This is a genomic window from Muribaculum sp. NM65_B17 (genome assembly GCF_004793735.1).
In the GTDB taxonomy this organism is placed as follows: Bacteria; Bacteroidota; Bacteroidia; order Bacteroidales; family Muribaculaceae; genus Muribaculum; species Muribaculum gordoncarteri.
The window spans coordinates 110,572-126,086 of sequence record NZ_SRYY01000007.1 but is presented as its reverse complement, the minus strand read 5'-3'; the positions used below and the strand labels follow the sequence as shown (position 1 = coordinate 126,086).

Below are 15,515 nucleotides of genomic sequence, written 5' to 3'. Positions count from 1 at the left end.
ATCGTATGTTTTAGAGAGTTAGTAACCAATAGAGTGCTGCAAAGAGAGTGAGGATAGAAATGAGCCAGCCAACACCTCGGTATATGGGTTTGAACACCGCCCACATCAGCAGACCTATTATTGCCCCGATGATGATTGCAACCACTTTCGCCACCTTTGCAACCGCCTTTATTATGCGGTATTGATAGGAGGTTTGGTGAGCTTTGCCTCGACTAAAAATATTTTTATGTTGTCTTTTGGCTTTCATATCGGTGGGTGCTTTTTTTTAACTATCATGCGTCTAATGACAGTGTGGTAGTTTGAGTTGCTCGACGCTAAAAAGGCGTGTGTCGGCATAGGGAGCTGTTCGGGGCTGGACGGAACAAATACTACATCGCAGATGTGGAGATTTTTCCGGCATGGCACGAATGGCACCCAGACACACGTTTACACTGGCGAGCAACTCCAACTTTACCCACTGCCCAAAGGCGTATGAATAAAAAATGGCACCCCCGATATATCAGGAAAGCCAAACGACAACATCTAAATCCCCCTTGCCATTCCGTTGAGAATGGTAACAGTATCAGAAAAGATAATGATGTGCAACTACAAGAAGAATGGTGCGGCACTTGCTGACGCACGTTTCTTCCAACTGTTGCACCTGCAATCGGAAAGTGTTACGGCGGTGAAAGTCAATACAGGCAAAGGCTTTGAGAAATCGGGTGAGCATAGGTCAGTTGGGAGGAGCTATCGGCCGTCACCGGGCGAAGATCCTCACGGCGCCGCAGAGAACCGGATTTCAGCCTTTGCCCATAGCCGTAAAGCGGTCAATGGACATCAGGCGCAGCCCGTTGTCTTTTGACGGCTATACGGCGACAACTCCCACCGCCGTAACTCTTTCCGATTTCGCATATCGGGAGAATTTTGCAATGATTTCAACAATGTTATTTTATAGTTAAAACGCTCCTGCGATTTGTGAAAATGAACCTTTTTATCTACCTTTGCACTAAGATAGAGCAAGTCAGCGGAGGCTGACCGAATTTGATGCTAAAATTGGCTACAAATTTGCTACATAAACATAATGTAGAATGCTAATCGTTGTTGAATCAACCGTGAGTAATTGGGATTTAGAATCCCTTTTGTTCCGATAAGCGATATTAGACAAGGCGTTTCACCCCCAAAATCGCATAGCTGTTTCAGCAGTGTGATTAAAGGTGGAAGGATTTGGTTGCTACAAATTTGCTACACTGTAAATTTTGATCGCAAACAATTACCTGATACACAGATTGTTAAATATGTATTCCGCGCCCCCTGTCTTTCCGCTAATTAGCTTGCTTATCAAGCATTTGTAAAATCTACACCCAATATTACACCCAGAAATGGCAGTAATATTGGGTGTTTTATTATCATCAAATGATACGATGTTTTGACAACTTAGTGGTGCCGGATTATTTAATGCCATTTAACATCACGTAATCCTCGTGAGACTTTGCTCGCCTCAAAAAAATCATCGCTATGTTTGGATATATCAAATATTGTTTGTAATTTTGCGAACAACAAATAAAAATGATATGGCAAAATTAGAGATAACACCCGAACAGGAGCGTCTTGCGAGGTTTGCAAAAGCGATGGGGCATCCCACGCGGATAGCGATTCTCAATTTTCTCGCTCAGAGAAACGAATGTTTCTTTGGAGATATACATGAGGTGCTTCCGATTGCGAAAGCCACAGTATCGCAGCATCTGAGCGAGTTGAAGGAGGCCGGTCTGATACAAGGCACCATCGAGCCGCCAAAAGTAAAGTATTGCATCAACGTAGAGAACTGGAAACTTGCCCGGCAACTGTTTTCACAGATGCTTGACGACTGCTGTCCCTCAAAAAAGAATAGCTGCTGCTCGTAAGCACTATTTTTTTATTTTCGATGTTCGTAATTCGGCAAATAACAATCTAAATTAAATGATAATCACATGAAAAAGTTACTGATGTTTTTCGCCCTTATGATAGGGCTGGTGTCGTGCGGAAGCGGGGATAATACCGCCGCTGCGAAATCTCCTGAAAAGGATAGAGTGGAAGTGATATATTTCCACGGCAAACAACGCTGTGCCACCTGCATGGCTATCGAGAAAAACGCTAAAGAGGTAGTAAATACTCTCTTTGCAAACGAGATGAAAAACGGCACTGTCGTATTCAAGACCGTGGATATATCTACCCCGGAGGGAGAAAAAATCGCCGACAAATACGAAGTTACATGGTCTTCTCTCTTTGTCAACAAATGGAAAGACGGTAAGGAGAGCCGTAACAACCTCACTGAGTTTGGCTTCGGGAACGCCCGTAAAAATCCTGACGGCTTCAAGAAAGGTCTTGCAGACAAAATCCGCCAATCATTGAAATAATGGACTGGTTACAGACTTTACTTGACAATAGCACTGCTCCGGCTCTGACCGCGTTCCTTCTCGGATTGCTCACTGCTATCTCACCGTGTCCGCTTGCCACCAACATAGCTGCAATAGGCTACATCAGCAAGGATATAGAGAACCGCAGACGTATTTTCCGTAATGGTGTCCTTTACACTTTAGGACGAGTTGTCTCATATACCATCCTTGGCGTCATCCTTATCTCTATTCTGAAAGAGGGTGCAAGCGTGTTCGGGATACAAAAGGCAATAGGGAAATGGGGCGAGCTGCTGATTGGGCCGCTGTTGCTGCTTATCGGGCTTTTCATGCTGTTCGGGCATAAGCTCAATCTGCCTCAGTTCGGCTTCGGTGGCAACGGTGAAGGTCTTGCCCGAAAAGGGGGATGGGGAGCATTGCTGCTCGGTGTTCTGTTCGCGATGGCTTTCTGCCCTACAAGCGGAGTGCTGTACTTCGGTATGCTGATACCGATGTCGGTAACGGCAAGCGCAGGCTGGCTTCTGCCGGTTCTGTTCGCAATAGCCACCGCACTTCCCGTGCTTGCCGTAGCCTGGATTCTCGCTTTCAGCGTTGAAAAGGTCGGTGAGTTCTACGGCAAACTACGCACTGTTCAGAAATGGCTCAACATTATTGTCGGAGTCATTTTCATATCAGTAGGCATTTACTACTGCATAATGATGTATCTCTAAAAATGTATAAACTGTAAAAACGAAAAATCATGGATAAAAAAGAATCTAAGAAAGGCTTTTGGTCAACCCTCTTCGCACCTAAAAAGAAAAGTTCTTGCTGCTGCAACAGCAACATCATCGTGGATGAAGATGTAAAACCCGTGCAGTCATGCGGATGCTCCGACGATTCAACCGAAGCCGCTGAAACCTCATGCTACGCCACGGCTCCCGGCGTAAAAGTCAGCGAGGTGCTTGTTCTCGGTCCCGGCTGCGCCAAGTGCAAGGAGACTTATAAGGTAGTGGAACGTGTGATCAGCGAGAACAATCTCGATGTAAAGCTCTCCAAAATCGAGGATATCGCCGAGATGATGAAATTCAACATCATGGCGACCCCTGCCGTGGTCGTTGACGGCACAGTCAAAATCAAAGGTCACGTTCCGTCGGCTGACGAAGTGAAAAAAGTTCTCGGCATCTGAACCGCAACAACAGGAGACTGATATGGAAACAAGAAAGGAAATCAAGTTTCTGATATGGACCGTTGTCTTATTCCTGACTGCGTTCTTTCTGCCCGTCAATAGCGACACGCTGATGACGGCGATTCACTCCACACTTGACCTCACCAAGTGGTATGCCCGCGAACATATCGTCCTCTGCCTTCTCCCGGCATTTTTCATCGCCGGTGTTATCGCAGTGTTCGTGAGTCAGGGAGCGGTGCTGAAGTATTTCGGGGCCAATGCCAAAAAATGGGTATCCTATACTGTCGCATCGGTTTCGGGAGGTATCCTTGCCGTCTGTTCCTGTACCATTCTTCCGTTGTTTACAAGCATCTACAAGCGTGGTGCGGGACTCGGTCCGGCAATAGCCTTTCTCTATTCCGGCCCCGCCATCAGCATACTCTCGATAATTCTTACCGCACGCATCCTCGGACTGGAAATGGGACTTGCTCGTGTAATCGGAGCCGTTACCTTTGCTGTAGTTATCGGCCTGATAATGTCGTTCATCTTCAGCAAGGAAGAACGGGATAAAGAGACGGCACAGATGAACATTGTGCTACCCCCGGAAAAACGCCCGCTTTGGCAGACGGCAGTGTTTTTCTTTACTCTTGTGGCTATCCTCGTGTTCGCCAACTGGGGCGCACCGGCGGCAATCGACCGTGGCATCTGGGCTGCAATCTACGGGGCTAAATGGTGGATAACATCTGCCCTTGCAATAGGTCTGTGCGTGATGCTTGTAAAAATCCTCCATCTTAAAACCCGTTGGATTATCCTTGGAGCAATCGCGGTAGCTGTATCGGCTTTCCTCGCCAATGTTTTCATTCCCGATGCGAAACTGGCTCCCCTTGTGCCTATGATAGTTTCTGTCGTTGTGCTTGCAATCATATTGTTATGCGATAAAAACGATGATGAAAACCGCGAATGGGCGTTGTCTTCATGGGGATTCGCCAAGCTGATACTACCGTTGCTTGCAGTCGGAGTATTGACAGCGGGATTCCTGCTCGGTTCAACGCATGACGGTATAGAACTACCCGGTATTATTCCAAATAGCTGGGTTGAATGGGCAGTCGGCGGCAATTCGTTACTATCAAACTTCTTCGCAAGTTTCACAGGTGCGTTTATGTATTTCGCCACTCTTACCGAAGTGCCGATTATTCAGGGACTGCTTGCTTCCGGCATGGGTAAAGGCCCGGCTCTTGCCCTGCTGCTCGCCGGCCCGTCGCTGTCGCTTCCGAATATGCTTGTCATAAGAAGTGTGATGGGTACGAAAAAGACTGTGATATATGTCGCTCTTGTAATTGTCATGGCAACCATTTCCGGATGGGTTTACGGTTATTTCTTCTAAATCGAATGAAAAATGAAAGTATTGATTCTATGCACCGGCAACAGTTGCCGCAGTCAGATGGCTCATGGCTTCCTCCAGTCGTTTGACCCGAATATAAAGGTATTTTCAGCAGGAACGAGACCGGCTGAAAGAGTCAATCCTCGTGCCGTAGAGGTAATGAAGGAAAGAGGCATCGACATCAGCGGCCATACGCCGCACAATGTTGATGAATACCTTAAGGAGTCCTGGGACTATGTGATAACTGTATGCGGAGGCGCCAACGAAAGTTGCCCGTCATTCGTCGGCAATGTAAAGCATCGTATTCATATCGGTTTCGATGATCCCTCCGATGCTGTCGGCTCTGAAGACTACATCATGAGCGAATTTCGTCGTGTGCGTGACGAAATAAAGGACCGATTCGAAGAATTTTATAAGAAGAATTTGAAATGAGTAAGGAAAACAAAGGGATAGGATTTTTTGAGCGATACCTTACAATATGGGTTACGCTTTGCATCATTGCCGGTATTGCCATCGGTCAATGGATCCCCGCTGTACCTGAGACATTGGGTAAATGGGAGTATACCAATGTATCCATCCCTATCGCTGTCCTGATATGGCTGATGATTTATCCCATGATGCTCAAGGTGGATTTCCAGAGTGTCAGGAACGTCGGTAAGCGTCCGAAAGGAATACTGATAACCTGTGTCACCAACTGGCTTATAAAGCCGTTTACCATGTTTGGCATTGCCTGGTTCTTCTTCTTCGTAGTATTTAAGACATTTATTCCAACAGCACTTGCCGACCAATATCTTGCTGGTGCTGTTCTTCTTGGTGCTGCTCCATGCACCGCGATGGTGTTTGTATGGAGTTATCTTACAAAGGGAGATGCGGCCTATACACTTGTTCAAGTCGCGGTAAATGACCTTATAATTCTGGTGGCTTATGTTCCGATAGTAGGATTCCTTCTCGGTATCGGAGGTATCGCTATTCCTTGGGCGACACTAATACTATCAGTCGTATTGTTTGTGGTAATTCCGCTTGTCGCTGGAATAATCATAAGGATATTAATAGTCCGCCGCTATGGAATTGATTACTTTAATACTGTATTTGTCAACAAATTTAACAAGTGGACCATTATTGGTTTGTTGCTTACGCTTATAATACTTTTCTCTTTTCAAGGGAAAACGATCCTTTCAAATCCTTTTCATATCGTTTTGATTGCTGTCCCATTGATATTACAGACCTTCTTAATATTCTTCATTACTTATGGATGGGCTAAAGCATGGAAACTCCCACATAATGTTGCAGCTCCGGCAGGAATGATAGGAGCAAGTAATTTCTTTGAACTGTCGGTTGCCGTAGCCATCTCTCTATTCGGAGTACAGTCAGGCGCAGCGCTTGCTACAGTTGTGGGAGTATTGGTAGAAGTGCCGGTGATGCTCACATTGGTTAAGATTGCAAACAACACAAGAAAATATTTTAAAAACTGATGATATGAATACATTACTCGATACCCTTTGGTATTTCTGCTATATCACGGTTGAGCTTGTCGTATTGTTCATCGTGATAACGGCGATTGTTGAGATTATCCTGATGTATATTCCTCAGGAGAAGATCAGCAAGAAAATTGAAAAGGCCGGATTCTTCGGAAATGTTATAGCCGCAGGATTCGGAGCACTCACGCCTTTCTGTGCATGTTCTACTCTCCCCATGACTGTAGGTTTCCTCAATGCCGGCGTACCTTTCGGAGCCACGATGTCATTCCTTATTGCATCTCCGTTGCTTAACCCGATTATTATAGCAATGTTGGGAGCATTGGTAGGCATCAAAGCTATGCTCATATATGTGGCGATTGCCTTCCTCTGCGCTGTGTTCTTCGGCTGGGGATTGCAAAAAGTAGATGCTCAGAAATATGTCAAAAACGTAAGGTTGAAAAAGCAATCCTGCTGTTCGGCGGGTGAAAAGCCCATTGAGGCCAAGAAGCTCCCGTGGAGTCAGAAAATAGCTATAGCACTTCGTGCCGGATGGGACACGCTACGCCCGATTTTCTGGTATCTTATAATCGGTGTTGCATTAGGAGCTGTGATATACGGATATATGCCAAGCGACTGGGTGTTGAAAATCGCCGGACCGGACAATCCATTCGCTGTACCTGTCGCAGCCATCATCGGAGTGCCACTTTATATCCGTGCAGAGACCGCAATACCTATCGGCGTAGCATTAATGGGCAAAGGCATGGGTGTCGGGGCTGTGATAGCGCTTGTTATCGGTGGCGCAGGCATGGCAATTCCGGAAATGTCGATGCTTGCAAGTATCTTCAAAAAGAAACTTGTCGCCATGATTGTCGCTGTAATATTCCTGACGGCTGTAATCTCAGGGTATCTGTTTAATATTCTCCTGTAATCCTATATAATTAACTGAATATTTTCAGTAGTATTCATACGACTCCAAACTTCCTTATCGCCGTCCTTTGAACTTCGTTTTTTGGAATTTGTTCTTGTCGTTATCGTTCCAAGGCAAATCGGAAGAGGAACCGCCTGCGCCGGTGCCGACATGCGGTGTCGGGATTCCTCCGGCGGCTGTCTGGAGTGCGATGGCGAGAAGGCTGTGTTGGGATTCATCCACCTGCTCCCACGGCTCAAACAGTTCGTTTACCAATTCATGAAGAGTTAACGCACCGCTGTCGTACTTGTCGAGAAGATTCTGAGAAAGATTATAAGAGGTGTTCTTGAACTCGGTGCCATGAAACAGCGTCGTGATTGACAGACTGGGATACATACGGTTGGGAATCCAGCCGCTTACAAGCTCCGCTCCTGATGACAGACGGTATCGTTCGGGATATGCCAAGCGGTGCAGCTCCTTAGCCCGGTTTTGTTCGGCTTTGTAACGCGCCTCCCATTCAGCAATTCGTTTGGTCGCCGCGTCGATTTCATTTTGATAAGAGTTGCGTTCACGAAGCGAGTTGGCTTTCAGATCATCGTACCGCTTCTGCATATCGGCGAGCTGCTTCTGTAATCCGGCAATCTGTTTGTCCTTATCAGAAACTTCCTTCTCCAGTTTCGGTAGTTCACCGGTTCCGAGCCATGACAGGATACGGTTCTTACCGTCCTTAGCTTCCTTCTTGACCTTATCCTTTTCGACTGCAAGTTTCTCAATCTCGGCAGTCAGGCTTTCAATATCAGCCTGCAATTCGAGTGCCTGCTGACGGTTGTACTGCTGTTGGGTCTGATGTCTGGCACCACTCGCAATGACACCGCGTTTCAATCCGAATCCGGCCATTGCCTGCGCGTATGTGTCCTGATATTGCCGGAGCTTACCGCGTGTCATCAGCTCATTAGCGCACAGCCTCGGTGCCGGAGTTTTCTCCTTATACTTCACTTCGTCCTCGCGCTCCCGGCGCTTGCGAGGAGACGATACAACAGGCACCACAGTCGCATGGAGATGGGGAGTCTTTTCGTCCATGTGAAGCACACATGACACAAGGTTATCCTCGCCGAAGGTGTCATGCAGCCATTTGATGTTGGCACGGCACCAGTCATCAAGGCGACCGCCGTTTGCAAGAGCCATCATCTGCTCATGTGTGCCGGTCAGAAGCACTCGGACGGCGCGGGTCTGGTTTTTGCCGACTTTTCTTTGAAGGCCGGCGGTCTCAATACGGTGTTGAATCGCCTGAGTGCGGTTGTGAACACCGTCCGGGAAAGTGATAAGTTCACGGTTGAGGTATGTTCTGCTCTCGTCGGCGTTGTTGGGAATGTGCGGTTTACCCTCGGCGGTCTTGCGCTCGATGTGGCATGACATGCCCGAATCGTTGCCTGCGCCACGCTCCAGGTGGCACACTGCATATTGTGTAGTCATATAATCTTGAATTAAATTGGTTATGATAAAATTCCGTATCAATCGCAAAGGAGAGCCGGTAGGAGGCTCGATGCCTGATGGCTTTTTCGGGAGAGGTCGGAGACTTCGGATGAAAATGCCATAATAAGCTACGGAATTTTATTACTAAAATCCTCCCTACATTCAGCAAGCTGATTGGCTCCGTCATCAGCTCATACAATGGGGTTATTCCGGGTTGCCGTATCCAAAAGGAAGTCGGCGATGTCAAGTTTGGCGGCTCTCTGCTCCGGTGTTGCCATATCGGATATGCTGAGAAACATAAGGACTGTCGCAAGGCCTAAAAATGTTCAGGGCGAAGCCGACAATCCGGATTTTATGCTTAATTTCGCGGAATATGACAATGATTTTCCGTCGACACTGCGTTATGGAATAAACTCTACGACTTAAATAAAAACGGAATAAATTCTACGACTTAAATGAAGAAGGTAATAGTTATCGGTTGTCCCGGTGCGGGGAAAAGTACATTTTCAAGGAAACTTTCCGCAAAAACTTGTCTGCCAATACATTATCTCGACATGATATGGCACTTGCCCGACAAGACCACCCTCTCTCGAGATGAATTCATAAAGCGTCTTGACGAGATAGTCGCCCAACCTGAATGGATTATCGACGGCAACTATCTGCACACACTTCCGCTCCGGCTAAGCCACTGCGATACAGTGTTCTACTTCGACCTGCCACTCAACATCTGCCTCGCGGGAGCCGAAGAGCGTGTAGGCCGCAAACGCGAGGATATGCCTTGGAGCGAGGACACTATTGACCCGGAATTCCGTCAATGGATCATCGACTTTCCCACGCAACAGGCCCCGGTAATCGACCGACTGCTCAACGACTGCAACGCCGGTGTCAATGTGATCGTGTTTCATTCGAGAGAAGAGGCCGACAATTTCATTGAAATGTTGCCCGATCACCCAACGTTACGATAGTTTGCACGAAATTATAAGGCGGAAGTTATTGTCGAGTCGCAACGTGATTGTTTTATTAGCCGAAAACTCTTTGAACTTTACATTTCCAAGCAATGTCATTCTCAAATCACGCGAAACGGCGTTGCCTTCGTTTATACGGGAAAAGCCGTTAACAAATGTTAGACTGAATGAATAGCTCTTGCGATTCCCTGCCGCATTAAACGCGTCGGGATTCAGCTGCATGGCCATTGCCGATTCTTCCAGCATTGACTGTTGAAGCGCCTGCATTATGTAAGGTACAAGTCTTGTCCAAATGTCGACATAGAGATTTTTACGCATAACCTTATTATTTTTATGCCACGCAAAGCCGTGAATTTATCGCCGAAACCATTTCGCCTGCATCGTCACACCCAAGCATATATTTCCTGCCGTCACGCAACGTGACAAGAAAGCAGTCGGACGCTTTACCATAGTAGGCAAAGTACTTGCCAAGGCCTTTTTCACGGAACCGGCCCCAATAGCCCATGAAACCTCCACTCCCGAATATAGGCCGCTCCGCCATGGTGGGAGGACAAAGCTTCACTTCGGTTATATCGGCCAAAGGAATCCTCTTGGAACAAATCGGCCTCTTTACCGTGACATAATCATTGTCAAGCATAACCGACAGGGGCATATAAAACAGCGTGACAGCCACAAGCACAATAAGCATCAATTCTATAGCAATACACCAATAAGACATGTCGTCCTTAGTGTATTTAAGCACATAGAGCAATACGATGATGGCCGATGCCGACAGCATCGTAGACCACGTACTGAATTTCACCTGCTTCTTCATTAATGAAACGTTTAATTTATTGCACTACAAATATATGACTAATATTTGATTCCATAAAGGATATTCCTGCAAATTAAAGACGCTTCATCTCCTCTTCATTGGCAGCCCTACCCTTGTATTTATTTTGACGGGGGTTGAATCGGTAGATAACATTCAGCGCAATGCCTCGTTGGTTGTAACTCTGGCGTTTGTCGACAAATACCCCGAATGTATTCATTGTCCAATTGTTATTGGCCGTATTGAACAGGTCGGTTGCCGACAGCTTCAGCGTTAGCGAGCGGTTAAGCATTGTCTTGCCTATCGATGCATCCATCATGAAGGGCGATGAAGCAAATCGGTTGGTGTGCATGTCACCCTGCGACTGGCCGCTTATGTTGGCGGTGATCAACCATCCGTGAGGAAGGGTGAAAGTGTTGTCGAAGTAGTAGGACATAATCGGCTTGTTGTAGCATGTGCCGTCAATGTCGAGCCACTGCTTGTAGATGCCGGCCGTGACATTGGGAGTCCAGAACTTAACCGCCCTACTCCATATAAGGTAAAGGCTGACCGACGACACATCGATGTTGACAGGATGCATCATCAACTGCAGATTATGGGCCGGATAGAGCTGCTTGACAAATGCATAGGTGTCGATGCTGCGCGTCAACGATGACTGAAGCATGAAGTCGCCGCACATTGCAAACAGTTGCACATCATGCATCCGTTCATCGCGAAGAGCCGGATTTCCGCCCTCGATTTCATGAAGTCCCACATAATTTAGCGCCCCTGTAAGTTGTGAATACGAAGGCTTGACTGTAGCCATCTTATAGCTCAGACTCACCTGAGCGCGGTCGTTAAACGTGTAACTGAGCGACAGGTCGGGTGTGAGCAGGTTGTCGCGTCGGCTCACATCGTTGTCACGCTTCCCGTCGACGCTGAAGTCATAGTCGCCATACTCGTAACGCAATCCCAGCGACATGCTTAACCGATTGAATGTCCTGCGCCACGATGCAAACGCCGCAGCCGATGCCTGCCGTGCATCGGTAAACGACGACGGAATATAGGATTCCACATCTTGATTCAGCATCATGTAGTCGAGTTTGGTGCGTGTGTAGGTAGCCTGGGTGCCTACAGTAAAATCGCCGTGGGCAAGCGGGAAGTCAAGGCACAGCTTACCCGCCCACAATGTAGAGCGCCGATGGTCGGCCGAATTTACTGCGGCATCGGTTGTCGCCGGATATGTGACGGCGACTTGGTTGTCGACGGCCGAGGATCGGAAATCGCCGTCGAAATGAAGCAGATAGCGGTCAGAGAATGTATTGTCGTAATACATCGACACATAGTGGCTTCGGCCCCGAATATCCCTATTGATGATTCGCGAAACAGGCGATTGGTCATTAAGCCATTCGGTGCCGATGTTGGAAAACTTACCTCGCTCGGGACTGAAGCGGTAATATGCCCCAAACGACAAGGCATCCTTTGAATAGTTTAATCCGCTCTTTACGCTTCCCGTATTGGTGGGATAGCGGTTGTTCTGCGAACTGCCCACCGTAGTAGTTTCTCCGTTATATTTCAATGTGTTGACAGTGCTCCCGTTTACAACCGTATTATCGTGATTGAACGCTCCCGACAGGAAAAAGTCGTAAGCTCCCGCCCGATAGTTCAAGTCGGCCAAATCGACCAGCGACCATTTGCGCCTGCGCTTAAGCGTGAATTGATCGGTGACCGACAACCCCTGCAGGAAGTCACGCCGTGTGGTTATTTTTATCACGGCATCGGTAGTGCTGCTGTACCTTGCCCCGGGAGCCATAAGCAGTTCAACCCGCTTTATGTTGCCCGACAACAGCTGCTGCAACTCCATGTTGTCACGCATCGGACGGCCGTCGATGTATATCTCCGTGTTGCTGCGCCCTACTACACTCACCGTGCTGTCGTCAACCTTTATCATGGGCAATTGCGCGAGCACATCAAGAGCATTGCCGAGATTGCTGAGATTGGACCCGGCGATAGTTGAAACGAGAGTGGAGCCTTCAAGTCTTGTGGCCGGTTGCTTGGCCGTGAACACTATCTCCTGAAGTTCCCGGTTAAGACTGTCGGCCGATTCATGATTCTGTGCATTGGCGGTCGACATTGCAATGATTGAAGCTAATGTGACTAAAACTTTAATGTTCATGAGTGTGATGTAATTTTTTTGCACAAAATTACTCATGAATCATGTGTAAAGCCAAAATAAAAGTCTGACATCGCAGCCCACAAGGCACTAAATACAAGCCACTTACCGAATCGCATTCACTTATTTCCTGACAGGCATTGATTCGGGTCTAAAAATCTCCAAAATTTGAGGATAGGGATTGTCGGCAATCGCCTTCAAGCGCATTTTAAGTCGTGACTTACGCTTATAGACCACATCGACCGACTCGCCTAAAAGCAGGCTGATCGTGCGTGTCGACAGTCGGCTCGCAAGAAACACCGCAAGCTTGTAGTCGTCGGCTTTTATGTCGGGGCATATCTCCTTAAGCCCCACAAGCAGATTATTGCAGCAGTCGTTTACGGCTCGCTCCATGTCGCCGAATGAATCGGAACTCACGGCCTCGATTTCGCTCTTCACTTTATCGGCAATGGTCTTTCGCTCGCTCTTTGTGCCCTGCGACTCGTAATAGGTCTGACACAGCGAGTCGATGAGCGCGAAGCGGCCGTCGAGCAACCGATGCAAAGTCGATTCAAGCTTGTCGACATCCCTGTTCCTAACATCAATCATGCACTTCAGGCCCGATGCTTCAGCCATCAAAGCATCATTCTGGATAGTCTTGATTTTAAGTCGCTGTCGTTGCCACACGATGACACCCGCAGCCAACACTATGGTTAGCAATCCCCATGTCATCAATCGCTCGCGCTTCACCCTTTCGTTGTAAAGCATGAACTCCTTTTCCTTCTGCAGATATAGGGCCGACGCAAGCGCGTCCTTTTTATCGCCGGAGGTAATCAGCGACTTAAGCCTGCAAGCCTGTTGAAATTCAGCCCGCTCGTTGTGACGCTCATAGTAGTCGACAGCGATGTTGATTATGGTGTCGGTAGGCGCCGACAGATTGTTGGCCACCATCGCCTCGGAATAGAGCAACGCCCATCGCGCCATTGTGGCCGAGTCGCCGACCTCCGAAACATCAATCACATTCAGACAGTCGAGAGCGGCCCGAGGGTCTTCGGTAATCATGCGCTGAGCCTCGTCAAGCTCCCTCAATCGGGGACTTGAGCAACTGCATCCGGTGATTACCAGCAGTATAGCCATGCAAAGAAGCGTGCGCATTGTTGAAATGTGATTTTTACCGATGCAAAAATAAACAAAATATCGCTATTCCGGCACACAACCCATCCATTTACTTGCCTGTATGTGCTTTTTTTATATCTTTGCAGCGTAAATGATAACGACAATATGGCTGTAAGTAACCGCATAAAAAGAAATATCTCGTTCCTGCTCACGCTTTTAGGATGCGTCATAATCATTTCCTGGATAGTCACCCCGATACTTGCCCGCAGCATCGACGCCAAGGGATGGTTTGAGATTTTTGGCGCATGTGTCATCACCTACAATGCCTACAGCAGTTTCGCAACCTACAATAAACGTGTTAAAGCAGGAATCGAATACGGCAAATGAAGTCTAAAATTTGCTCAACCTGTTGCTGCTTCGTTTCTTTCCCTTTTTGAAATCGCCCCATTGACGATTCATGTTTTTATTTGATTTGATGAGCGATATTCCCGTCAATTGTTTCAGCATAAACAGCAATCGGTTTCCAAGCTTGAAGTTTTGGTTGTTTAGATGTTGACTTATCATTCGGGAGTCAGGCTCCTGTCCCAATCTCACCCCCTCTTTGTCGATATTGTCAACCCTGGCCATAAGATCCAAAATCGACGGCTGCAGCTCAGGAGCCTCCAAGGGGCGGTAAATTCCTATCTCATCGGTCATGAAGTTATGCTTGTCCCACTTCTTGGCCTCCTTTACGGTTATATACTCCTTGTCCAATATATAAACTTCGGCATAGGTGCTCACAAAGCATGGCTCGTCGACACGATTGAATCTAAACATTTCATGTCCGCGTCCTCTTGACTCTATATTGAATGAATATCCGGCCAAGTCCATAGGCGAAATAGTGTCGCCCACCACATCGCCGTAATTGAACCTCACCCTGAAATTCTCAAAATCAAGATTTCTGCGAAAGAATCCCGACAGATTGGGTACCCACTTCCGGCTTGTCGTATCGGCCAATACATTGACATTTACGGTGACGCGGTCGCTGTTTCTAATCCATATTTCGGTGGGACTGTATTTACCGCGCAGCGTATCGGTAGCATATTCAACTCCCCTCAAGGCCGAGGGCATCTCGGCAACCGGCACAACGCCTATCCAGTCCGACCACGAAAAATGATGGTTGCTCGCATCGCTCACACTGTCGAGCCCGTCAGCGTTGCTGAATCGGTAGTAGGACTTGCACGCCATAATCCTCGGACTTGACCATCCCTTGAACTTCGACTTTTTGTCGGGTGTCAACATATAGTCGACCATCTTTTCACGGAACAGGAACACGGTGTCGGTGTAGGTTGTCAATGTCGAGTATTCACGCACATAGGCCAGAATGTGCATCACCTTGTGACTCCGTGACTCAATCACCACCTCGGGCAATTCCGACACGATTTCCTGAAGTGCTATCGTGTCGTCGCTTGCCGCCGTCACGACACTCTCCTTGAAACCGAGATAACGCACGGTTATCGGATAGCTTTCATCGGCAATATAGGGTGTGCGGCCCTTTGAATTGCTTATGCCTATCGAGTTACCTTGGCGGTCAAATATTGACGCTCCGGGCAATGGACTGCGGTTAACCGAATCGACCACTACCACATCCCGGGCCAGCCCCTCGGTCAGCAACGCCGAGAGAACGAGGGCGATGATTGTTGAAACATAGCGAAACATAGATGTCGTTGACACGATAAAGTTTGTCATCGCAAATTTATAACTGAAATCAGCAGCAATCAC

19 protein-coding genes are annotated in these 15,515 nt (G+C 47.7%); 12 read left to right on the top strand and 7 right to left on the bottom strand.

Annotation, left to right across the window (positions count from 1 at the left end; genetic code table 11):
* Window positions 1-10 precede the first annotated feature (10 nt).
* Window positions 11-247, bottom strand: coding sequence for a hypothetical protein (locus E5354_RS11190; protein ID WP_121697924.1), 237 nt, complete (start codon window positions 245-247; stop codon window positions 11-13).
* Window positions 248-550: 303 nt separating this feature from the next.
* Between E5354_RS11190 and E5354_RS11185 the strand changes: the two genes are divergently transcribed.
* The 9 genes from E5354_RS11185 (at window position 551) to E5354_RS11145 (ending at window position 7,279) form a co-directional block, all read left to right on the top strand.
* Window positions 551-841, top strand: a complete 291-nt coding sequence (locus E5354_RS11185) for a hypothetical protein (protein ID WP_135947522.1) — start codon at window positions 551-553, stop codon at window positions 839-841.
* Window positions 842-1,550: 709 nt separating this feature from the next.
* Complete coding sequence (locus E5354_RS11180; protein WP_048927778.1) at window positions 1,551-1,880, top strand: ArsR/SmtB family transcription factor; 330 nt, start codon at window positions 1,551-1,553, stop codon at window positions 1,878-1,880.
* A 66-nt stretch (window positions 1,881-1,946) separates the two neighbouring features.
* Entirely contained in the window at window positions 1,947-2,372 is a 426-nt protein-coding gene (locus tag E5354_RS11175) for a nitrophenyl compound nitroreductase subunit ArsF family protein (protein WP_135947521.1), read from the top strand.
* Window positions 2,372-3,079 carry an aromatic aminobenezylarsenical efflux permease ArsG family transporter gene (locus E5354_RS11170; protein ID WP_057328563.1) on the top strand — a complete coding sequence of 236 codons (708 nt, stop codon included), beginning with the start codon at window positions 2,372-2,374 and terminating at the stop codon, window positions 3,077-3,079. Before E5354_RS11175 ends, E5354_RS11170 begins: the two co-directional genes overlap by 1 nt.
* Before the next feature lie 227 nt (window positions 3,080-3,306).
* Window positions 3,307-3,534: a thioredoxin family protein gene (locus E5354_RS14365; RefSeq protein ID WP_057328569.1), complete on the top strand. Its 228-nt coding sequence runs from the start codon at window positions 3,307-3,309 to the stop codon at window positions 3,532-3,534.
* Window positions 3,535-3,556: 22 nt separating this feature from the next.
* Complete coding sequence (locus E5354_RS11160) at window positions 3,557-4,897, top strand: permease (protein ID WP_135947519.1); 1,341 nt, start codon at window positions 3,557-3,559, stop codon at window positions 4,895-4,897.
* Between the two features lie 12 nt (window positions 4,898-4,909).
* On the top strand, window positions 4,910-5,326 hold the full coding sequence (locus E5354_RS11155; RefSeq protein WP_048927782.1) for an arsenate reductase ArsC: 417 nt from the start codon (window positions 4,910-4,912) through the stop codon (window positions 5,324-5,326).
* The gene (gene arsB / locus E5354_RS11150; RefSeq protein ID WP_135947518.1) at window positions 5,323-6,366 is read left to right on the top strand and encodes an ACR3 family arsenite efflux transporter; all 1,044 of its coding nucleotides are present in this window, start codon (window positions 5,323-5,325) and stop codon (window positions 6,364-6,366) included. The genes E5354_RS11155 and arsB overlap by 4 nt, the downstream gene beginning before the upstream one ends.
* Window positions 6,367-6,370: 4 nt before the next feature.
* Window positions 6,371-7,279: a permease gene (locus tag E5354_RS11145; RefSeq protein ID WP_048927784.1), complete on the top strand. Its 909-nt coding sequence runs from the start codon at window positions 6,371-6,373 to the stop codon at window positions 7,277-7,279.
* 54 nt (window positions 7,280-7,333) lie between these two features.
* Here E5354_RS11145 and mobV read toward each other — a convergent pair whose 3' ends face one another.
* Complete coding sequence (mobV, locus tag E5354_RS11140; protein WP_135947517.1) at window positions 7,334-8,731, bottom strand: MobV family relaxase; 1,398 nt, start codon at window positions 8,729-8,731, stop codon at window positions 7,334-7,336.
* A 240-nt stretch (window positions 8,732-8,971) separates the two neighbouring features.
* Between mobV and E5354_RS11135 the strand changes: the two genes are divergently transcribed.
* Together E5354_RS11135 and E5354_RS11130 are read left to right on the top strand one after the other, a co-directional pair.
* Entirely contained in the window at window positions 8,972-9,157 is a 186-nt protein-coding gene (locus E5354_RS11135; RefSeq protein WP_135947516.1) for a hypothetical protein, read from the top strand.
* Between the two features lie 29 nt (window positions 9,158-9,186).
* Entirely contained in the window at window positions 9,187-9,696 is a 510-nt protein-coding gene (locus E5354_RS11130; protein ID WP_135947515.1) for an adenylate kinase, read from the top strand.
* Here E5354_RS11130 and E5354_RS11125 read toward each other — a convergent pair.
* The 4 genes from E5354_RS11125 to E5354_RS11110 form a co-directional block, all read right to left on the bottom strand.
* Window positions 9,688-10,014 (bottom strand): hypothetical protein, encoded by a 327-nt coding sequence (locus E5354_RS11125; RefSeq protein WP_135947514.1) that lies wholly within the window; start codon window positions 10,012-10,014, stop codon window positions 9,688-9,690. The genes E5354_RS11130 and E5354_RS11125 overlap by 9 nt on opposite strands.
* Before the next feature lie 13 nt (window positions 10,015-10,027).
* On the bottom strand, window positions 10,028-10,510 hold the full coding sequence (locus E5354_RS11120; RefSeq protein WP_135947513.1) for a PH domain-containing protein: 483 nt from the start codon (window positions 10,508-10,510) through the stop codon (window positions 10,028-10,030).
* A 73-nt stretch (window positions 10,511-10,583) separates the two neighbouring features.
* Window positions 10,584-12,662, bottom strand: a complete 2,079-nt coding sequence (locus E5354_RS11115) for a TonB-dependent receptor domain-containing protein (RefSeq protein WP_168353891.1) — start codon at window positions 12,660-12,662, stop codon at window positions 10,584-10,586.
* A gap of 120 nt (window positions 12,663-12,782) precedes the next feature.
* Entirely contained in the window at window positions 12,783-13,793 is a 1,011-nt protein-coding gene (locus E5354_RS11110; protein WP_135947511.1) for a hypothetical protein, read from the bottom strand.
* 126 nt (window positions 13,794-13,919) lie between these two features.
* Between E5354_RS11110 and E5354_RS11105 the strand changes: the two genes are divergently transcribed.
* The gene (locus tag E5354_RS11105; protein WP_123396992.1) at window positions 13,920-14,141 is read left to right on the top strand and encodes a hypothetical protein; all 222 of its coding nucleotides are present in this window, start codon (window positions 13,920-13,922) and stop codon (window positions 14,139-14,141) included.
* A gap of 3 nt (window positions 14,142-14,144) precedes the next feature.
* Here E5354_RS11105 and E5354_RS11100 read toward each other — a convergent pair whose 3' ends face one another.
* Complete coding sequence (locus E5354_RS11100) at window positions 14,145-15,452, bottom strand: hypothetical protein (protein WP_123396991.1); 1,308 nt, start codon at window positions 15,450-15,452, stop codon at window positions 14,145-14,147.
* Window positions 15,453-15,515: the final 63 nt, after the last annotated feature.